Source organism: Thalassospira sp. UBA1131, from assembly GCF_002311515.1.
Taxonomy (GTDB): Bacteria; Pseudomonadota; Alphaproteobacteria; order Rhodospirillales; family Thalassospiraceae; genus Thalassospira.
In genome coordinates, this window is sequence record NZ_DCAO01000093.1 from 1,981 (window position 1) to 21,734 (window position 19,754).

The following is a 19,754-nucleotide window of genomic DNA, read 5'->3' on the forward strand; positions in this document are numbered from 1 at the left end:
AGCCGCCAGTATTGAAAATATGCTGGCGGCTTTTCTTTACCCTGCCCATTCGTTTGTGCAACCCTCGCCACAAACTGAAAGCGGCACAAAATGACTTTTCATATCACTGCCCTGTGCGGAAGCCTTCGCCAAGCATCGATCAACAGAACGCTCCTTCAAGCGGCACAAAAGGTTGCAGGCTCCCATGGTGCAACCATTCATCTATTTGATGGCTTGGGCCACCTTCCGATCTTTAACCCGGACAATGAAGATACCGATGATCGCAATGTCGCGGCGTTTCGAGATGCACTTCGCCGCGCGGATGCAGTCCTGATCGCCAGTCCCGAATATGCCCATGGTGTCACCGGCGCGATCAAGAATGCCCTTGATTGGGTGGTGGCCAGTGGCGAATTCATGCAAAAGCCGGTCGCCTGCCTGAATGCGTCCGGCCGGGCAACAATCGCACAGGCGGCATTGATTGAAACCATTCGCACCATGGATGCACGTATCATCATTGAAGCGTGCATAACCATCCCGCTGAACGGAAAGAACTTTGACGTTGATGATATCCTACGCGACCCATCCAGCCGGGCATTACTTGAGACCGCGCTTCGACACTTAACGGCTGCTATGCCAAGCGAAATTCAAAACCACGCCATTTAGTCATACAAAAAAAGCCGCCCGTTTGGGCGGCTTTTTCTTTGGTCTGATGATTACAATCAGCCGAGGATTTTATCGCGCAGCAGCTTGTTGACCATCCCTGGGTTGGCCTTGCCACCCGTGGATTTCATGACCTGACCAACAAACCAGCCAAGCATTTTGTCCTTACCAGCACGGATCTCTTCAACCTTGTCCGGGTTCGCGGCAATGACTTCGTCAATTGCCGTTTCAATCGCACCGGTATCGGTGATCTGCTTGAGACCTTTTTCCTCGACGATCTTTTCCGGATCACCGCCGGTTTCGATCATGATTTCAAAGACATCCTTGGCAATACGGCCAGAAATGGTGTCATCAGAGATCAGATCGATCAGCTTGCCAAGGTTTTCGGCCGTTACCGGGCTATCGGCAATACCGACTTCCGCCTTGTTCAGCGCGCCGAACAGGTTGGTGATCACCCAGTTTGCCGCCAGTTTGCCATCGCGGCCCTTGGCAACAACTTCGTAGTAATCAGCCTTTTCCTTTTCGGCGACAAGAACACCGGCATCATATGCCGACAGACCGTTTTCACGCATGAAGCGGGCCTTTTTCTCGTCTGGCAGTTCCGGCAGTTCTTTTTCGATTTCCGAAATGAACGCGTCGTCGAATACCAGCGGAAGCAGATCCGGATCCGGGAAATAGCGATAATCATGTGCCATTTCCTTCGAACGCATGGCCCGGGTTTCGCCCAGACGCTGATCATAGAGACGGGTTTCCTGCTGGATTTCCCCGCCACCTTCGATCACTTCGATCTGGCGTTTTGCTTCGATCTCAATCGCCTGCATCACGAAACGGATGGAGTTGACGTTCTTGATCTCGCAACGCGTACCAAAACCTTCGCCCGGACGACGAACAGAAACGTTGGCATCACAACGCATGGAGCCTTCGTTCATGTTGCCATCACACGTACCAAGGTAACGCACAATCGCGCGCAGCTTGGTCAGGTACGCACCGGCTTCTTCCGGCGAACGGATGTCTGGCATGGAAACGATTTCCATCAACGCCACACCCGAACGGTTCAGGTCGATATGCGAATATTTCGGGTCCTGATCGTGCATTGACTTACCGGCATCCTGTTCAAGATGCAGGCGTTCAATGCCAACCGACTTGGTCGAACCATCAGGCATATCCAGAATGATCGTGCCTTCGCCGACAATCGGTTTGTCGAACTGCGAAATCTGGTAACCCTGCGGCAGATCGGCATAGAAATAGTTTTTGCGGGCAAAAACGCTTTCCTTGTTGATCTTGGCCTTAAGACCCAGACCGGTTTTAACCGCCTGACGCACGCATTCTGCGTTCACGACCGGAAGCATGCCCGGCATGGCCGCATCAACGAGGCTGACGTTGCTGTTGGGCTCGTTACCGAACTTGGTCGAAGCACCTGAAAACAGCTTGGACTTGGAAATGACCTGGCAGTGGACTTCAAGACCAACCACGATTTCCCACGGGCCGGTAGAACCTTCAAGAATATAGCTCATGGATCAGCCCTCCTGCCCGGCAGGTTTTGCGGTAAAGTTGGCAGCACTTTCGAGCACGCCGCCAACACGCAGAACGGTTTCTTCATCAAACGGCTTGCCAATCAGCTGAAGACCCAGCGGCAATCCTTCGGCCGAAAGACCGGTCGGCACCGAAATGCCCGGAAGACCCGCAAGGCTTGCCGGAACGGTGAAGACGTCATTGAGATACATCTTGACCGGATCACCTTCGTTTTTACCGATGGCAAAGGCCGCAGACGGTGCGGTCGGGGTCAGGATCGCATCGACCTGACCGAATGCACCTTCGAAGTCCTGATAAATGCGACGACGGACTTTAAGCGCCTTGTTGTAATAGGCGTCATAGTAACCTGCCGACAGCACATAGGTACCGATCATGATACGGCGCTGGACTTCCTTGCCGAAACCGGCAGCACGGGACTTCATGTACATGTCATCAAGGCTGTCGCCGTCATCCATGACACGCTGGCCGTAACGAAGGCCGTCATAACGTGCAAGGTTCGAGGACGCCTCTGCCGGGGCGACGATGTAATAAGTGCCCAGCGCATATTTGGTGTGCGGCAGGGTAACATCGACAACTTCGGCACCGGCATCGCGCAGCATGGCAACGCCGTTATCCCAAAGCTTGCTGATTTCTTCCGGCATACCATCAACACGATATTCCTTCGGAATACCGATTTTCATGCCACGGATGTCACCGGTCAGGGCCGCCTCGAAATCAGGCACAGCAATCGGTGCAGACGTGCTGTCCTTGGCATCGTGACCCGCCATCGAACCCAGCATGATTGCCGCGTCGCGAACGGTTTTGGTCATCGGGCCAGCCTGATCAAGCGAGCTTGCGAAGGCAACAATACCCCAGCGCGAGCAACGACCATAGGTCGGCTTCAGACCAACAATACCGCAATAGGATGCCGGTTGACGGATCGAGCCACCAGTATCAGTACCGGTAGCAGCCAGCGCCATGTTGGCAGCAACAGCCGCCGCCGAACCACCAGATGAGCCACCCGGAACCAGATCCTTGCCGGATTTGTCTTTCCACGGGTTGATGACGTTGCCGTAATAGGACGAGGTGTTTGACGACCCCATGGCGAACTCATCAAGGTTCGCCTTGCCCAGCATCACCGCACCATTGCCAAACAGGTTGCTGGTGACAGTGGATTCATATTCCGGTTTGAAACCTTCAAGGATATGCGATGCCGCCGTGGTCTGGACACCTTCGGTGCAGAACAGGTCTTTAACCGCAATCGGCAGGCCTTCCATTTTGCCAGCACTGCCCTTGGCGCGCTTGGCATCGGATGCCTTGGCCATTTCCATGGCCTTTTCCGGGGTTTCGGTGATGTACGCATTCAGATTGCGATGTGCGTCCATCGATTTCAGGTGTGCTTCGGTCAGTTCGACCGAGGTATAATCACCCTTTGCAAGCCCGTCGCGGGCTTCTGCAAGTGTCAGCTTTGTCAGATCAGTCATTATTCAACCACCTTGGGCACAACAAAACAGCCAGCATCGGTCATCGGTGCGTTTGACAGCACTTTTTGCTGGATATTGCCATCGGTGACTTCGTCCTTGCGCAGCGGCAGGGTCAGATCGGCAACAGATGTCAGCGGCTCGCAGCCTTCAACATCAACTTCTTGCAGTTCCTCGACAAAATCGAGGATACGGGTCAAATCTCCCGCCAGTTCGGAAAGGCCTTCTTCGGACACGTTGATACGCGAAAGATAGGCAATACGGCGAACTGTTTCCTTATCCAAAGACGACATGGATGAAAGTCTCTCTTAAGGAATGACAAAAAACCCGGCAGAGAGATATCTGCCAGAACGTGAATTACAGCGCGGAAACTAGCACCCCGCCGCCCCTGCCGCAAGGGTTCGAAGCAACGAAGAACGCCTGTTGTCGCGCTGTCTGGCAGATAAAACTCTCAGGTGCGAAAATATCACCTGCCCAGATCGGATCGGGGATATGAAAACAAACAGGCCGACAACAAGAATGTTGCCGGCCTGTTTCGTATTTATGTCCTGCCCCGTGTTACGCGACAGAATGCCAGATCGGCTTAGCCCGGGCTCATACCACGCAGACGTTCGGAACGACGACGCAACAGTTCGACGGTCAGAAGCAGCAGGATCGAGACAGATACAAGGATCGTCGCGGCTGCCAGAATGGTCGGCGAGATCTGTTCGCGCAGACCGGTATACATCTGCCATGGAAGGGTTTGCTGACGGGCAGAACCGACAAACAAGACCACAACCACTTCATCAAACGAGGTAATAAAGGCAAACAGACCGCCCGAAATCACACCTGGCAGGATCAGAGGCATCTGAACCTTGAAGAAGGTGGTGACCGGATTTGCCCCCATGTTTGCCGCCGCACGGGTCAGTGACTTGTCAAAGCCAACCAACGTCGCGGTGACCGTGATGATGACAAACGGAATACCCAGAACAGCGTGTGCCAGGATCACCTTTACATAGCCGACAAATGCCTGGTTGAGCCCGAGATTAAGCTCAAGCCAGTTGCCCAGCGGCGCGTAGAAGAAGAACATGCCGGTGGCCGAAATGATCAGCGGCACGATCATCGGTGAAATAAGCACCGCCATCATCGCCTGACGGCCCGGCACGTGCGACTGGCTGAGGCCAATTGCGGCAAGGGTGCCAAGAGAAACCGAAATCAGCGTCGCAATCGGCGCAATGATCAAGGAGTTCTTGAGCGGCACCATCCATTCATCGGTCCCAAGGAAATCGCGATAATGCTTGAGGCTGTACCCTTCTGCCTTGAAGCTCAGCATTTCCGGCGTGAAGGTAAAGAAGTTCTCGGCATTGAAGCTGAGCCAGATCACTGGCAGAAGCGGCGCGATCAGGAAGAAGAACACAAACGCACAGATAAACAGGAATGCGTTGTGCCAAAGAACCTGACCCGGCGTGTAATAGATCGGAACACCGGCACGATACCGACCGCTCCCGACCCAGTTGGCAAACCAGCCCATCGAAATACCGACAAGGAAGCCACCAAACAGGCCACCAAGCCCGCCGAAAATCATGCCAACGCCACCGAAAAGCACGCCAGTTGCCAGCGTTTTCTGTTTGCTTTTCACCTTGATGATTTTCGAGAACACAAAGGCCAGCGCCGCCCCGACCACAGCGCCGATGACGAACCCGACCCACGGGCTGCCAAAGATGTTGCCGGTAATGAAGCCGAACATTGCCCCTAACAAGGCCACCAGTGGCATCGTGAAGGTCATCAGTTCGGGCCGTCTTACGTACGAGATTACTTCATTCATGTTCTTAGCCCCCCAACTTCACGTTATCGATGCCCACAATCTTGTCATAGCACCAGTACAGGCCAAGAACGACGACGAGAAGGATGGACCCGAGTGCGGCCGCAAGGCCCCAGTTGAGCGAACTCGAAATATGATAGGCAATTCGGTTGGAAATAAAGACACCATCCGTACCACCAACGATTTCCGGCGTGATGTAGTAACCGATCGCAAGAATGAACACGAGGATCGAACCAGCACCAATACCCGGAACCGATTGCGGGAAATAGACACGCCAGAAGGCCGTCCAGTTCGTCGCACCAAGTGACTTGGCCGCACGTTGATAGCTTGGCGGAATGGTTTTCATCACCGAATACAGCGGCAGGATCATGAACGGCAGCAGGATGTGCGTCATCGCAATGACCGTACCTGTTGCGTTATTCATCAGAACAAGGCGATCGGCATCATTAACGAAGCCAAGCCAGACAAGGATTTCGTTGATCACCCCTTGCTGCTGTAACAAGACCTTCCAGGCCGAGGTTCGCACCAAAAGCGACGTCCAGAACGGCAGCAGAACCAAAATCATCAGGATACTTGCCGTACGCATCGGCAGATTGGCAAGCAACCATGCCACCGGATAGCCAAGAACAATGCAGCTTGCGGTAATGATCAACGCCATGATCAGTGTGCGCATGAACAGCGTCGTATAAATCTGCTGATTTTCCGGCTTCATCACGATCCCGTCAGGCGTCAGCGTCATATCGACGGAATTCAGGAAGTAACCCGGTGTCATGCTTGGCGAATAGAGCTTGATGGTTGCCCAGATATCAGCTGAGCCCCAATCTTTGTCTTCTTCGGTGAACGCCTCGCGGAAACCGAATTGCGGAAGCTGATCAATATTCGCAGCAGCCGCCTGCAAGGCGCTTGCGCCCGCACCGTTATAGCTGTTGATCGCCGAAACCGTATCAGGGTTGGTCAGGTCCATACCAAGGGCGCCATAAACGGACTCCCACGGATCTTCCTCGGCAACAGTGTCGCCATCGCGGATCGCGGCCCACAACGCAAAGTCGGTATAGGCACGTGCGGTCCAGGGCAGCAATTGAATGATTTCTTCCGACGGCACAAAGCCGACATCACCATTCATGTCTTCATCAGACATCAGCGCCATCAGTTCGCGGCGTGTTTCAAGGAAATCTTCGCCACCTGAGCCCGACATCATTTCGAACCAGAAAGAACCTTCTTCGAAGTTCGGATCGATGTCTTCAAGCGGATCCTGCCAAAGCTCACCGATATCATCAAGCGACCGCCCCGTGGTCCGGAACAAGGATGACAATCCGGATTGCTCGTAGTTCAGGCGAGAACCAAGACGGGTGTGCTGTTTAGCTTCCTCTGCCTTGAATAAATCAATGTAAAGATTGCGGTAAACGTTTTCGTGCGGCGGTTCCCCGCTTGATCCATCCCACTGGGAAAGCGCAATCACGGTTCCCGGGATCGTATTCGGCACAATGTCGTTTTCAACCGACCGGAAAAGCATCGAGAGAATCGGTACGATAAAAGTCACGACCACAAAGATCAAAAGTGGCGCAACCAGCATGAGCGCGCGCATTTTCTGGCGCATCAATGCCCTTCGTAGACTTTGTTTTAGCGGTCTGCCATCAGCAGCTAACACTACTTCTTGAGATGTATCACCCATTACGCCCCCGTAAGCCTGCCCCGGTGTTTTCGGTCTATTGTTTCGACCGACAATTTATTGTTTAGCGAATTGGTCGGTAAAGGGGGCCGCGAACGGCCCCCTACCCTTAGCTCTTATTGAGCAAGCCAAGCCTGGAATTTGGCATCGATGTCGTCACGGTAGTCAGCCCAGAACTCGTAGTTATAGAGGAACGTGTTCTTGGCGTTTGCCGGATCGGTCGGCATGTGCGGAGCCATGTCGATACCGAGTTCGGCGTGCTTACCAACGAGCGGAGCCGAGGAGAAACGAGCCGGACCGTACGAGATGTAAGCAGCCTGGTCAGCAAGACGCTGGGTGTCGGTTGCGAACTTCACGAAGTCCAGAACGCGGTTCAGACGCTCTTCCGGAAGACCGGACGGAATGATCCAACCGTCAAGGTCAAAGACCTGCGCGTCCCAAAGCATGGCGATCGGCTGATCCTGTTCTTCGATTGCGGAGAACAGACGACCGTTGTAGGTCGAACCCATGAAGACTTCGCCGTCAGCCAGAAGCTGCGGGGTGTCTGCACCAGCACTCCACCAAATAACACTGTCTTTGATGGTTGCCAGCTTATCAAGAGCGCGCTGCTGACCTTCCGGGGTTTCAAGAACGCTGTAAACTTCGTCCTTGGCAACACCATCGCAGAGCAGAGCCCATTCCATGTTGTTGATCGGGCGTTTTTCAAGCGAACGCATGCCCGGATAGGTTTCGGTGTCAAACAGGGCACAGATATCGGTCGGTGCCGGAGTTCCAGCCGGAACCATGTCTTCACGGTAACCAAACGTGGTCGAATAAACGATCTGCGGGATGAAGCAGTCACTTACGAGGAGATCACCAAAGTCATCTTCTGCCGAGGTGCCATCCGGCGCTTCTGCAAGAACTTCGTTCGGGTCGATTTCCATTGCGAGGCCTTCATCGCAAAGGCGCATTGCATCAGCAGCAACCACGTCAACCAGATCCCAGGTCACGTTGTTGGCTTCGTTCATTGCACGCAGTTTTGCAACGGCTTCGTTCGAGCTTTCATCCCAGGTGATCGAAACACCCGGGTTCATTTCCATATAAGGCTCAGCATAAGCCTTGATCTGGCTGTTCTGATAGGCACCGCCCCAGCTGACCAGCGTCATGTCGGACGCCATGTGGTCGTCGGCATAGGCTGAGCCTGCCGCCACAACAAGCAAAGCTGTTGATGCTGTAAGGGTTTTAATAAGCTGCATTAATAGACTCCCTGATTGTTTCCCGGACTATTCGTTGAGGACCAGCACCCGGGCGTACCGGTCCTGTATCTGCCTGACTAAAAGTTACGACGCGTCAAGCGCGCGGCAATCTTCTGCAAGCCAGCCAATCTCGATTTCCTGACCCGGCTTCAGACGCACCTGGTCCGGTGCGTTCCTGGTCTTGATGATAAACTCATCATTGCCGGCCACACGCAGGCGTGTACGGAAGATGTCACCCATATAGATGAATTCCAGCACCTCGGCCTTGAGCGTATGCGCATCTGCATGCAGGCGATCACGGTTGTATTCAACACGTTCAGGACGGATCGAAACGCGTGTACGTTCACCCACCTGGCTGACATTGACCGGAACGGCATCAATGATTTCGCCGCCATCTAGCTGGACAACACAGGTGTTGCCCTTGATTTCCTTGATGACGCCTTCGAGCGTGTTGTTTTCGCCAATGAACTGCGCGACAAAGCTGTTTTCGGGCTGTTCGTAAAGTTTATCTGGCGGTGCAAGCTGCTGAATACGGCCATCGTCAAACACAGCGACGCGGTCGGACATGGTCAATGCCTCGGTCTGGTCGTGGGTGACGTAAACCGTGGTAATGCCAAGTTGATGGGCCAGATGCGTGATTTCAAACTGCATCTTTTCGCGAAGCTGTTTATCAAGCGCACCGAGCGGCTCATCCATCAGAACCAGTTCAGGTTCGAAAACGAGCGCACGGGCCAACGCGACGCGCTGCTGCTGGCCGCCGGAAAGCTGTGCCGGGCGACGGCCACCGAAGCTTCCCATTTCGACCATATCGAGTGCGCGTTTGACCTTCTCTTCCTGTTCCGCTTTGCCCAATTTGCGGACCTCAAGCGGGAAAGCCAGATTTTCGGCAATGGTCATATGCGGGAAGAGCGCGTAGTTCTGGAAGACCATGCCGATACCACGCTTGTGCGGCGGGATATCGTTGATCGAAACGCCACCAAGGCGGATATCGCCGTGGGTCGCGGTTTCGAAGCCGGCAAGCATCATAAGACAAGTCGTCTTGCCAGACCCTGACGGACCGAGCATCGTCAGGAACTCGCCTTTAGGCATTGTTAGGTTGAGATCTTTAACGACGAGTGTCTCGCCGTCATAACTTTTCTGTACACGTTCAAACTCAACGAACGCTTCATTTGATGCACCGTCGGCCAAACCCTATACCCCCTGATTTGTCATTGTTTGTTCAGCGTTTTCGCTTTTGGTGATTTTTGTATGCGGAAATCAACTGGAACCTGTCGAGCATGACGGTTCCCGAACCCCGTGGATAGAAGCATTGCGACACTCACGTGTAATAGGTGCGCTGCCTCTTTCTGTTTTCTTTCTCTCAAGATGATCTGCGCATTCGGTCTGCCTGTTTCGCCCTGCATATTTCGATTTCGATCAATTTCGGCAGTGCGATATTAAAACAAACCTGCTGAGGCACTTCAACCCCTCATCATTCAGAAAGATTTTTACGCTAGGAAGTCCGCCATTCTTGGCTGCATTTAGAATAAAATGCGCTCACACACTCAACTCGGCGTCGTTTCTTCCATAAATCGGAAAACGATACATTTGCTTTGCGCTGGCAATTTCGCAAAAAGACTCCTATAAGGTCGCCATGATTTGCAATGACACACAGGAATTGCTGCGGTTCTTGCCACCGGCAGCACGTGTATTGGGCCTTGATTTGGGCACCAAGACAATTGGCGTAGCCCTATCAGATGTAGGGCTGCAGATTGCCTCACCGTATGAACTGATTTCACGAAAGAAGTTCACACGCGATATTGCCCAGCTTTCGTCGATTATCGACAAACAGAATGTCGGCGGCATTATCATCGGCTTCCCGCGCGAACTTGACGGTTCGATCGGCAAGGCGTGCCATCGCGTCTATGCCTTTATCGACGAAATGGAAAAGTATATCGACCTGCCGGTTTTGATGTGGGACGAGCGCCTGTCAACAAACGCGGTCGAGCGTATTCTGATTGAAGAAGTCGATATGACCCGCAAACGCCGCGCTGAAGTCGTCGACAAGACAGCTGCTGCCTATATCTTGCAAGGCGCGCTGGATCACTTGAACCGCCATACCGATCCCGGCGAGAACGCCGAAGCAGACGATGACGATATCGAGGCTGAAGAAGACTGATAACCGTCAGTCTGCCATGACCAACAAGATCAAAGCTGCCTGTTCATTCAGGCAGCTTTTTATTTGGCTTTGATCACCATCATCACCCCGAAGAACCGTGAAGGCGGAATGATAAGCATGCCGTCTTTTTCAACAGCCCCCATTGCGACAGCTGCATCGGTAATTTTCGCGATGTCATCGACAATCAACTCAAAGCCGGCAAATCCGTCTGTCGGGAATGCAGAATCCTCCAAGCCATAGCGTGAAATCAGTTCGTCGCCATGCAAGGCATCAACAATCGCATCGACTCCGATTTCCTCATAAAAGTCGCGCACCGCTTCGGCCGCCCAATGATCAACAAGAACCTTGCCAATCGCAACAGCGCCATTCTGATGGCTTTGATAGTCAGGGAAATAGAAATTCTGCACCGGATGACGATGTTGACACACAAACGTCACTGCATGTCGTAACAGCGGATGGTTGGCATAGGCCAACGAAAAGGCAACGCCGACGGTTTCACCATCAGGCGTCTTGGCATCGCGCTCAAAGTGAAATACCGGCGGCACTGCGGCACCGGCTGCGATAAATTTTTGTCTGTCCTGCTCGGCATCGCGCGATTGCAGGGCCAGCATCGACATGCCTTCGCGATGACGCAGATAGTCACGGTTGTAGATCGGAAACGAAAATGGCTGGGCAAGGTCGGTTTCGGCAATCTTGTCCGGATCAATCACGGCAAGAAGTTCGATATACATGCCGTCAAGCTGGATCAGGGCATTACCGGTACCAAAGGGATGAACTGCACGCGGGGTCACGGTGAATCCGAGCTGCGTATAGACAGCTATCGTGGCATCAAGATCATTCACACATAATACAATGTGATCAATCGCGCGTGACATGGCGTCCCTTTCCTTGAACATTCAGCGAGCTGGACGACTTTGCAGAACAAACAGTCTATCGACGCCAAAACCGGTTGGATGTGCTGACTATCACATCGGAAAAGACCGGCAAAGAACAACTCGACACCAACTGAATTTTAGTCATCTATGCCAATTAGATATTCCGAGCGTATTTCACCCTGCTCAGATCGATGATAACAGTATGGTGACGTTGAATGTTCTTCTTCATTACGTGATGAAAGCCACCTGATGCTTGCCATTCTCTCAGCACTTCTGCCGACCTTTGCCCTGATCGTTGTCGGGTATGTGCTGCGTGAACGGCGTTTCCTGCCCGACAGTTTTTGGCCAGGTGCAGAGAAACTGACTTATTTCATCACCTTCCCGGCCCTTCTTTTTTCCAACACCGCCAAAGCAGACCTTGGCAGCCTGCCGCTGTTGGGGATTGCAACAGCAATGCTTGGCACGATTGCGATCTGTACGGTTCTGATCCTTTTGGCGCGCCCCGTTTTGAAGGTTTCGGCACCAACATTTTCATCGCTGGTGCAAGGCGCCATTCGACCAAACACCTATATCGGGCTTGCCGTTGCGGCGGCCCTGCTTGGCACGCACGGACTAACCGTTACTGCCCTTTGCGTCGCATTGGTCGTGCCGACAGTTAACGTGATATCTGTGTTGGCTTGTGCCCATCTGGGTGAAAATGATCGCAAGCCCGGCGTTCTATCATTGCTGCGTGATGTGGCAAAAAATCCGCTTTTGATGGCATGCGTGCTGGGCAGCCTGTTTAACGTTCTGGGGATTGGCTTACCGCCGATCATTGGCCCCTTCCTTGAGGTACTTGGACGCGCGGCCCTGCCCATCGGCCTGCTTGCCGTTGGTGCCGGGCTTGATCTTTCGGCTGCACGGCGCGCAGGTTTCCCGGTCGGAGTTTCGAGCATTGGAAAACTGGTGTTGAGCCCTGCGATTGCAGCGGGTCTGTGTCTTATGCTGGGACTGCCCGATATCGAACTTGCTGCGGTGGTGCTTTATGCGGCACTGCCCTGCTCTGCCAGTGCCTATGTTCTTGCGCGTCTGATGGGGGGCGATGCACAGATGATGGCCAGTATCATCACCGTTCATACCCTGCTTGCCATTATCACCATGCCGGTGATCGCCATTTTGACCCAGGCCGTCTGATCGCCGATCGTCTGGCCTTCGCCGCCTGAAACCTGACCGATCAGTCAGGAAATTTGAAGCGATTGCATCGGCATTACCGGCAATATTTAACTTTTCGTGACAGGGCCAATTCGTTATGCTCCGCCCGAAATTTTTCAAAGATCATCCAAGGGAAATGTGCAACGCCATGAGCGTCATGGGACCAGCGGCGGATCATTATCCGCACCCACACCTCCTCGGGATCGAGGGTCTGACCCCCGGGGAAATCACCCTTATTCTGGACCGCGCCCAGCACTATGCGGAAAAAAACCGCTCCGCAGACAAGACCAGCAATATTCTGGCCGGCGCGACAGTTGTTAATCTGTTTTACGAAAACTCCACCCGGACGCTGACATCGTTTGAACTGGCTGCCAAACGTCTGGGGGCTGATGTTATCAACATGACGGTGGGCACGAGCTCGGTCAAAAAGGGCGAAACCCTGATTGATACGGCAATGACCCTTAATGCCATGAACCCGGATGCACTAGTCGTTCGCCATGGCGATAGTGGCGCGGTCAAGCTTCTGAGCGAAAAGGTCAATTGTGCGGTTTTGAATGCGGGCGACGGTCGCCATGAACACCCGACCCAGGCACTTCTTGATGCCCTGACCATCCGCCGCCACAAGGGACGTCTGCATCGCCTGAATGTTGCGATCTGTGGCGATATCGCTCATTCGCGTGTCGCACGTTCGAATATCCTGCTTTTGAATACCATGGGATCGCGTGTACGGCTTGTCGCCCCGCCAACCCTGATCCCGTCGAAGATCGACCGAATGGGTGTCGAAATTTTCCACAACATGGAAGAAGGCCTGAAAGACTGCGACATCGTCATGATGCTGCGTCTGCAGCTGGAACGCATGGAAGGCAGCTTCATCCCGTCTGTGCGCGAGTACTTCCATTTCCACGGGCTTGATCGTGCAAAGCTTGCCAACGCCAAACCAGATGCGCTGATCATGCATCCCGGCCCGATGAACCGCGGTGTCGAGATCGACAGCGAAGTTGCTGATGACGTTGAACGTTCCGTCATCCGCGAACAGGTCGAAATGGGCGTCGCTGTGCGCATGGCAGCGCTTGAATTGCTTGTGCAGAACCACAGAAAGATCGGAGGTCAGGCATGAGCCCCGCCATTCGCGCCAAAGGTGCAGGCAAAAAAGCCTTCATCAATGCCAGGCTGCTTGATCCGGTCAAACAAACCGATGAAACCGGCGGCCTCCTGATCGAAGATGACACCATTGCCAAAAGTGGCCCGGAAATCACCGAAGGTACTGTTCCCGATGGTTTTGAGGTCATTGACCTTGGCGGTGCATGTTTAGCACCGGGTCTGGTTGATATGCGCGCCCAATTGCGTGAACCGGGATTTGAGCATCAGGAAACCATCGAAACCGCTGGCAAATCTGCGGCGATCGGTGGCGTTACCACCATTATTGCCCTGCCCAACACCGATCCGGTGATTGATGACGTGGCCGGTGTTGAATTCATTGCCCGTCGTGCCCGCAAGGTTGGCTTGGCCAAGGTATTTGTCTATGGCGCAGTATCCAAGGGCATCGAAGGGCAGGAAATCACCGAGATGGGCCTGCTTCATCAGGCCGGTGCGGTTGCCTTTTGCGACGGGATCAAGACCATCGCCAGTGCACGCCTGCTGCGCCAGGCCCTGTCCTATTCGACATTCTTTGATGGCATGATCGTCCAGCACCCGGAAGAGCCCGAGCTTTCCAAGGGTGCGTCGATGAATAGCGGCGAACTGGCAACCCGCCTTGGCCTGTCGGGTGTTTCGCCACTGGCCGAAGTCATTCAGATCGAACGCGACTTGCGACTGGTTGAAATGACCGGCGGGCGTCTGCATTTCGCCCATATTTCGACAGGTGAATCGGTTGAAGTGATCCGCAAGGCGAAGAAGCGCGGGCTTAAAGTCACCTGCGATACTGCACCGCCCTATTTCGCGCTGAACGAGAATGCGGTTTCGGATTACCGAACCTTTGCCAAGTTGTCACCGCCGCTTCGCTCCGAAGATGACCGACAGGCGATTGTTGCTGGCCTTGCCGATGGCACGGTTGATGCCATTGCATCGGACCACAACCCGCAAGATGCTGACTCCAAACGCCTGCCCTTTGCGCAGGCCGCTGCCGGTGCTGTCGGGTTTGAAACGCTGCTTCCGATGGCGTTGGAACTTTATCACAACGGGCATATGTCGCTGCTCGATGTGATTACCAAACTGACCCGCACCCCAGCCGAACTGGTTCGCATCAAAGGGGCCGGAACACTGGCAGAAGGAACTGCGGCCGATCTGGTGATCTTTGATCCGGATCGCCCGTGGAAAATTGATCCTTACCAGTTCCATTCGAAATCGAAAAATTCACCGTTTGACGGCCGTCTGACGCAGGGACGCGTTCTGCGCACCCTGATTGATGGCCGCGAAGTCTTCTCGGAAGGTGCCTGAAATGGAACTTGATGCCACCTATAAGGCAATGTTGATGTCGCTCCAGGTTGCGACGGTCTGTGGGTACCTGTTGGGCTCTATCCCGTTTGGTCTGGTTCTGACCCGCATGGCGGGACTTGGCGACATCCGCCAGATTGGTTCCGGCAATATCGGCGCAACCAACGTTCTGCGTACAGGTCGCAAGGGATTGGCCTTCCTGACCCTTATCGGCGATGCAGGCAAAGGCGCCTTTGCCGCCCTGCTGTTCACCCACCTTTATGGTGCGGAGCAAGGCATCTTTGCCGGTGGTGCCGCTGTTATTGGCCACATGTTCCCGATTTGGCTGCGTTTCAAGGGCGGCAAAGGGGTTGCGACCACCCTTGGCACGCTTGCCGCCGTCAACTGGATCATGGGCCTTTGTGCGGCGCTGACGTGGTTGGTCATGGCGCTGATTTTCCGGATTTCTTCGCTTTCGGCACTCATCGCCATGATCGCAGCCCCGTTGGCGGCGTTCTTCATCGCCAATGATCCTGGTGCCGGGTGGCTTGGTGTATTCTTGGCTGTGATTGTCTGGCTTGCCCATCACGCCAATATCAAACGCCTGATCCGCGGCGAAGAGCCCAAGATCGGCCAGAAGAAAAAGCAGGCTGACGAAGAAACGCCTGCTGCATAGGCGCAAGTTGCCCCTTCGAATAGCTTGACGAAATAACGCCCGGATGACCACAATCCGGGCGTTATGCATTTACCCAACCAACAACCATCGCGATTATCGCAATCGGAGCGTCTGGCACGCATGCGACTGGCGCGCAGCACCAATGTCGGACCGGTCACCTTTCGCAAATTGCTGGAACGATTTGGTTCAGGCCGAAATGCCATTGATGCCCTGCCCGATGTAATTGCCCAAGCAAAGACCACGCGAAAGATCAAAATTGCCAGTCGCGACGAAACGGTTGCGGAAATTGAAGCCGCGAAGGCATCGCGCGCCCGACCGATCATTTTCGGCGACCCGGAATATCCGGCACTTCTGGCGCGAATTGATGATGCCCCGCCCTATTTTTATGCCATCGGACGGATTGAGCTTCTTGGCAAAGCCGCCATCGGGATCGTTGGTGCGCGCAATGCTTCGGCAACGGGATGCGGATTTGCCCGTAAAATCAGTCATGAGCTCGTAAACGCGGGCTATGTGGTTGTGTCAGGCATGGCACGCGGCATTGATGGCGCAGCCCATGCGGCGGCCTTGCAAAGCAACCATAATGCAGGCGGTGGTACGATTGCTGTTCTGGGTGGCGGTGTGGATGTCGTTTATCCCCGCGAACATCAAGACCTTTATACGCAACTCTGCGAACAGGGTTGTGTGGTGTCAGAAATGCCGCCCGGCCTTCAACCACAGGCAAGGCACTTTCCACGCCGCAACCGCATCATTTCCGGCCTGTCATTTGGAACGGTTGTCATCGAGGCCGGGCGGAATTCCGGATCGCTTATCACCGCCCGCTTTGCCGCCGAACAAGGGCGCGATGTGTTTGCCGTTCCGGGCTCCCCGACCGATCCGCGCGCAGCTGGTCCGAACAGTTTGATCCGTGACGGTGCAATCTTGTGCGACTCTGCCGACGTAATTCTGGATGCCCTTCGAACCGCCGAGCAAAACAGTCACCTGTTTGAACAAAATCACACCTTCAACACAGCTGCGCGCGACGCACGCCCTGACACCTCAGCCGAGGCATATCAGGAGATAACAGCATCACTGGAACAAGATGCGATCATTATGGGAGAAAAGAAACCCTCACAAACAATTGAAGTAAAAGAATTTTCTGACGATACCGACACCAACGAAGACTCCGTCAATGAGATGGAAGAAATCTTTGATTTGCTGTCTGCTAGCCCCCTTCTGATTGATGAACTCATTCGTACGTCTGACTTGCCCGCCGAGCAGGTTTCGACAATTTTGATTGAGCTCGAACTCGCAGGAAGGGTTGAACGTCACCCCGGAAATAGGGTATCGCGTATCGCCAAATGAGAGTCGCGTCGGATATGGATGTGACAAATATTGTTGTGATTTGCCGCAATTTGCGCAATTTGATCTGAAAAACAGCGACACACTATAATATATGTGTGCAGACTTTCAGGTTACGGACCACACAGCATAATGACCGCCTTCGGGCGCAAGAACCGGACACGAAAAACGTAATGAATCTTGTCATCGTCGAATCCCCGGCCAAAGCCAAGACGATCAATAAATATCTCGGCGACGATTATAAGGTACTGGCCTCGTTTGGTCATATCCGTGATCTGCCGTCCAAGGATGGTTCGGTCGATACCGACAATGATTTTTCAATGGTCTGGGAAACCGATGGCCGTTCCGAAAAGCAGATCAAGGAAATTGCTTCGGCGGCACGTGACTCTGACACCATCTACCTCGCGACTGACCCGGATCGCGAAGGTGAAGCCATTTCCTGGCATATTCTTGAAGTTCTCGAGCAGAAAAAGCTGCTCCGCGGTCGCGATGTCCATCGCGTCGTGTTTCACGAGATCACCAAGAAAGCTGTCACCGAAGCCATCGCCAATCCGCGCGAACTTAATCAGGAACTGGTGGATGCCTATCTGGCGCGCCGTGCGCTTGATTATCTTGTCGGCTTTAACCTGTCTCCGGTTCTGTGGCGCAAACTGCCCGGTTCGCGTTCGGCTGGCCGCGTGCAATCAGTTGCGCTCCGCCTGATTTGCGAACGCGAGATTGAGATAGAAGCCTTCAAACCCGACGAATATTGGTCGCTTGAAGCTGGCTTTGCCGTTCCCGAGGGCAAGTTTTCCGCACGTCTGACCCATCTGAATGGCGAAAAGCTTGATAAGCTGGCACTTGGTGATGAAAGTGCCGCCAAGATCGCCAAGGAAAAGGTCGAAAGCCGCAGCTACACCGTTTCAAAGGTTGAGCGCAAAGACGTCAAACGGCGTCCGCAGCCCCCCTTCACCACATCGACACTGCAGCAGGAAGCATCGCGTAAGCTTGGCTTTGGCGCGAAACGCACCATGCAGCTCGCCCAGCGCCTTTATGAAGGTGTCGACATCGGTGGCGAAACGGTTGGTCTGATCACCTATATGCGTACCGATGCCGTGGTGCTTTCACAGGAAGCCCTCGCCGCCGCACGCCGTCTGATTGGCAAGGATTACGGTGATCAGTATCTTCCGGCCAACGCACGCAGCTTTGCCAACAAGGCCAAGAACGCACAGGAAGCCCACGAAGCTGTCCGCCCGACCGATCTTTTCCGTCGTCCTGAACAGGTTTCGCGTCACCTTGATAAGGACCAGCTAGCGCTTTACACCCTGATCTGGAAACGTACCGTGGCGTGTCAGATGGAAGATGCCCGTTTCGATCAGGTCGCAGTTGATTTGTCATCGAATGACAATCACGTGGTTCTGCGTGCAAATGGCTCTGTTGTGAAGTTTGACGGCTTCCTGAAGCTTTATCAGGAAGGCAAGGATGACGAGGCCGAGGACGAAAATGATCGTCGCCTGCCGCCGCTAAAAGAAGGCCAGAAGCCTGATCTTGGCAAAGTCAGCATTGATCAGCACTTCACCCAGCCGCCGCCCCGCTATACCGAGGCGAGCCTGGTCAAGAAGATGGAAGAACTCGGCATTGGCCGTCCGTCGACCTATGCGTCGATCATTTCGGTTCTTCAGGACCGGAACTATGTGTTGCTGGAACGTCGCCGTTTCGTCGCACAGGACCGTGGTCGTCTGGTAACCGCCTTCCTGTCGAAATTCTTTGAACGCTATGTGCAGTACAACTTCACCGCCGATCTGGAAAACCAGCTTGATGAAGTTTCCATGGGCAAGCTGGAATGGAAAGACGTTCTCAAGGATTTCTGGAAGTCGTTCAAAGGCAATGTCGACGAGGCCAAGGAACTCAAGATCACTGACGTCCTTGATGCCCTTCAGGTGATGCTGGAAAACTATCTGTTTCCGCCGCGCGAAGACGGAACAGACCCGCATAAATGCCCGAAATGCACGGATGGGACACTGAGCCTCAAGCTCGGCAAGTTTGGCGCCTTCCTGGGCTGCTCGAACTATCCGGAATGCAATTATACCCGGCCGCTCGTTGCCAATGAAAACGGCTCCGAGTCCGAACTTGATTCCGGCCCAAAAGTCCTTGGCATTGATAAGGAAACAGGCAAGGAGATCACCCTTCGAAAAGGCCCGTATGGCGTCTACGTCCAGCTTGGCGAGGAAGAGGAAGTCGAAGGCAAGAACGGCAAGCCGAAAAAGGTCAAACCGAAACGCACATCCCTGCCCAAGGGATTGGAGCCATCCGTCGTTGACCTGACCAAGGCCGAAGAGCTTCTGACTCTGCCGCGTGTTGTCGGGATTTATCCCGATACTGGCGAGGAAATGAAGGCCAATATCGGTCGTTTCGGTCCGTATGTTCAGGCAGGTAGCATTTTTGCCTCGCTCAAGGCCGACGATGATGTTCTGACGATCGGTGAAAACCGGGCGATCACCCTGATCGCGGATAAGCGTGAAAAGTCTGGCACGGAAATCGGCAAGCATCCCGATGATGGTGAACCGATCTTTGTCGCCGTTGGCCGCTGGGGACCGTTTGTTAAGCACAAGAAAACCATCGCCAATATCCGCGATGTAGAACGTGATGACATCACCCTTGAAATGGCCATCAAGGCCATCAAGGAAAAGGAAGCCAAGTCGGGCAAAACGACCAAGAAAACGGCAACCAAAACCGCAACGGCAAAGAAAAAAGCCCCTGCGAAAAAGAAAACGGCTGCAAAGAAACC

The 19,754-nt window shown here is 54.0% G+C and carries 16 protein-coding genes; 8 read left to right on the plus strand and 8 right to left on the minus strand.

The genetic code is table 11. The features are described from left to right. The first annotated feature begins 90 nt into the window (after window positions 1–90). Window positions 91–642, plus strand: a complete 552-nt coding sequence (locus B3Z49_RS14085; protein WP_296992007.1) for an NADPH-dependent FMN reductase — start codon at window positions 91–93, stop codon at window positions 640–642. A gap of 56 nt (window positions 643–698) precedes the next feature. Here B3Z49_RS14085 and gatB read toward each other — a convergent pair whose 3' ends face one another. The 7 genes from gatB to B3Z49_RS14120 form a co-directional block, all read right to left on the minus strand. Further along, window positions 699–2,153: an Asp-tRNA(Asn)/Glu-tRNA(Gln) amidotransferase subunit GatB gene (gene gatB, locus B3Z49_RS14090; RefSeq protein ID WP_296992009.1), complete on the minus strand. Its 1,455-nt coding sequence runs from the start codon at window positions 2,151–2,153 to the stop codon at window positions 699–701. Window positions 2,154–2,156: 3 nt separating this feature from the next. Beyond that, window positions 2,157–3,635 (minus strand): Asp-tRNA(Asn)/Glu-tRNA(Gln) amidotransferase subunit GatA, encoded by a 1,479-nt coding sequence (gene gatA / locus B3Z49_RS14095; RefSeq protein WP_296992011.1) that lies wholly within the window; start codon window positions 3,633–3,635, stop codon window positions 2,157–2,159. Beyond that, a complete protein-coding gene (gene gatC / locus B3Z49_RS14100; protein ID WP_008890773.1) occupies window positions 3,635–3,925 on the minus strand; it encodes an Asp-tRNA(Asn)/Glu-tRNA(Gln) amidotransferase subunit GatC in 291 nt (96 codons plus the stop codon). The genes gatA and gatC overlap by 1 nt, the downstream gene beginning before the upstream one ends. 290 nt (window positions 3,926–4,215) lie before the next feature. Next, on the minus strand, window positions 4,216–5,436 hold the full coding sequence (locus B3Z49_RS14105; RefSeq protein ID WP_040823753.1) for an ABC transporter permease: 1,221 nt from the start codon (window positions 5,434–5,436) through the stop codon (window positions 4,216–4,218). Window positions 5,437–5,440: 4 nt separating this feature from the next. Beyond that, window positions 5,441–7,030: an ABC transporter permease gene (locus B3Z49_RS14110; RefSeq protein WP_296992015.1), complete on the minus strand. Its 1,590-nt coding sequence runs from the start codon at window positions 7,028–7,030 to the stop codon at window positions 5,441–5,443. A 188-nt stretch (window positions 7,031–7,218) separates the two neighbouring features. Further along, complete coding sequence (locus tag B3Z49_RS14115; protein WP_120224820.1) at window positions 7,219–8,337, minus strand: extracellular solute-binding protein; 1,119 nt, start codon at window positions 8,335–8,337, stop codon at window positions 7,219–7,221. A gap of 84 nt (window positions 8,338–8,421) precedes the next feature. Then, window positions 8,422–9,525: an ABC transporter ATP-binding protein gene (locus tag B3Z49_RS14120; RefSeq protein ID WP_008890777.1), complete on the minus strand. Its 1,104-nt coding sequence runs from the start codon at window positions 9,523–9,525 to the stop codon at window positions 8,422–8,424. A 445-nt stretch (window positions 9,526–9,970) separates the two neighbouring features. Here B3Z49_RS14120 and ruvX point away from each other — a divergent pair, with 445 nt between their 5' ends. After that, window positions 9,971–10,495, plus strand: coding sequence for a Holliday junction resolvase RuvX (gene ruvX / locus B3Z49_RS14125; RefSeq protein WP_008890778.1), 525 nt, complete (start codon window positions 9,971–9,973; stop codon window positions 10,493–10,495). 59 nt (window positions 10,496–10,554) lie between these two features. Here ruvX and B3Z49_RS14130 read toward each other — a convergent pair whose 3' ends face one another. Beyond that, window positions 10,555–11,370, minus strand: a complete 816-nt coding sequence (locus B3Z49_RS14130; RefSeq protein WP_296992020.1) for a VOC family protein — start codon at window positions 11,368–11,370, stop codon at window positions 10,555–10,557. Between the two features lie 249 nt (window positions 11,371–11,619). Between B3Z49_RS14130 and B3Z49_RS14135 the strand changes: the two genes are divergently transcribed. The 6 genes from B3Z49_RS14135 to topA form a co-directional block, all read left to right on the plus strand. After that, window positions 11,620–12,543 (plus strand): AEC family transporter, encoded by a 924-nt coding sequence (locus B3Z49_RS14135; protein ID WP_296992021.1) that lies wholly within the window; start codon window positions 11,620–11,622, stop codon window positions 12,541–12,543. A 175-nt stretch (window positions 12,544–12,718) separates the two neighbouring features. Continuing rightward, window positions 12,719–13,678 carry an aspartate carbamoyltransferase catalytic subunit gene (locus B3Z49_RS14140; RefSeq protein ID WP_086013196.1) on the plus strand — a complete coding sequence of 320 codons (960 nt, stop codon included), beginning with the start codon at window positions 12,719–12,721 and terminating at the stop codon, window positions 13,676–13,678. Beyond that, window positions 13,675–14,997 carry a dihydroorotase gene (locus tag B3Z49_RS14145; protein ID WP_296992023.1) on the plus strand — a complete coding sequence of 441 codons (1,323 nt, stop codon included), beginning with the start codon at window positions 13,675–13,677 and terminating at the stop codon, window positions 14,995–14,997. Before B3Z49_RS14140 ends, B3Z49_RS14145 begins: the two co-directional genes overlap by 4 nt. A gap of 1 nt (window position 14,998) precedes the next feature. Next, window positions 14,999–15,649 carry a glycerol-3-phosphate 1-O-acyltransferase PlsY gene (gene plsY, locus B3Z49_RS14150; protein WP_296992024.1) on the plus strand — a complete coding sequence of 217 codons (651 nt, stop codon included), beginning with the start codon at window positions 14,999–15,001 and terminating at the stop codon, window positions 15,647–15,649. Window positions 15,650–15,769: 120 nt separating this feature from the next. Beyond that, window positions 15,770–16,990 (plus strand): DNA-processing protein DprA, encoded by a 1,221-nt coding sequence (dprA, locus tag B3Z49_RS14155; RefSeq protein WP_296992025.1) that lies wholly within the window; start codon window positions 15,770–15,772, stop codon window positions 16,988–16,990. Window positions 16,991–17,160: 170 nt separating this feature from the next. Next, window positions 17,161–19,754, plus strand: a 2,594-nt coding sequence (gene topA, locus B3Z49_RS14160) for a type I DNA topoisomerase (protein ID WP_296992026.1), incomplete at its 3' end; no start/stop codon positions are given.

What these genes read in the sequence shown, in the direction of transcription:
- B3Z49_RS14085 (WP_296992007.1), top strand. Translation starts at nt 91, where the DNA reads ATGACTTTTCATATCACTGCCCTGTGCGGAAGCCTTCGCCAAGCATCG.
- B3Z49_RS14140 (WP_086013196.1), top strand. Translation starts at nt 12,719, where the DNA reads ATGGGACCAGCGGCGGATCATTATCCGCACCCACACCTCCTCGGGATC.
- gatB (WP_296992009.1), bottom strand. Translation starts at nt 2,153, where the DNA reads ATGAGCTATATTCTTGAAGGTTCTACCGGCCCGTGGGAAATCGTGGTT.
- ruvX (WP_008890778.1), top strand. Translation starts at nt 9,971, where the DNA reads ATGATTTGCAATGACACACAGGAATTGCTGCGGTTCTTGCCACCGGCA.
- plsY (WP_296992024.1), top strand. Translation starts at nt 14,999, where the DNA reads ATGGAACTTGATGCCACCTATAAGGCAATGTTGATGTCGCTCCAGGTT.
- gatC (WP_008890773.1), bottom strand. Translation starts at nt 3,925, where the DNA reads ATGTCGTCTTTGGATAAGGAAACAGTTCGCCGTATTGCCTATCTTTCG.
- dprA (WP_296992025.1), top strand. Translation starts at nt 15,770, where the DNA reads ATGCGACTGGCGCGCAGCACCAATGTCGGACCGGTCACCTTTCGCAAA.
- B3Z49_RS14130 (WP_296992020.1), bottom strand. Translation starts at nt 11,370, where the DNA reads ATGTCACGCGCGATTGATCACATTGTATTATGTGTGAATGATCTTGAT.
- B3Z49_RS14110 (WP_296992015.1), bottom strand. Translation starts at nt 7,030, where the DNA reads ATGCGCCAGAAAATGCGCGCGCTCATGCTGGTTGCGCCACTTTTGATC.
- gatA (WP_296992011.1), bottom strand. Translation starts at nt 3,635, where the DNA reads ATGACTGATCTGACAAAGCTGACACTTGCAGAAGCCCGCGACGGGCTT.
- B3Z49_RS14105 (WP_040823753.1), bottom strand. Translation starts at nt 5,436, where the DNA reads ATGAATGAAGTAATCTCGTACGTAAGACGGCCCGAACTGATGACCTTC.
- B3Z49_RS14115 (WP_120224820.1), bottom strand. Translation starts at nt 8,337, where the DNA reads ATGCAGCTTATTAAAACCCTTACAGCATCAACAGCTTTGCTTGTTGTG.
- B3Z49_RS14135 (WP_296992021.1), top strand. Translation starts at nt 11,620, where the DNA reads ATGCTTGCCATTCTCTCAGCACTTCTGCCGACCTTTGCCCTGATCGTT.
- B3Z49_RS14145 (WP_296992023.1), top strand. Translation starts at nt 13,675, where the DNA reads ATGAGCCCCGCCATTCGCGCCAAAGGTGCAGGCAAAAAAGCCTTCATC.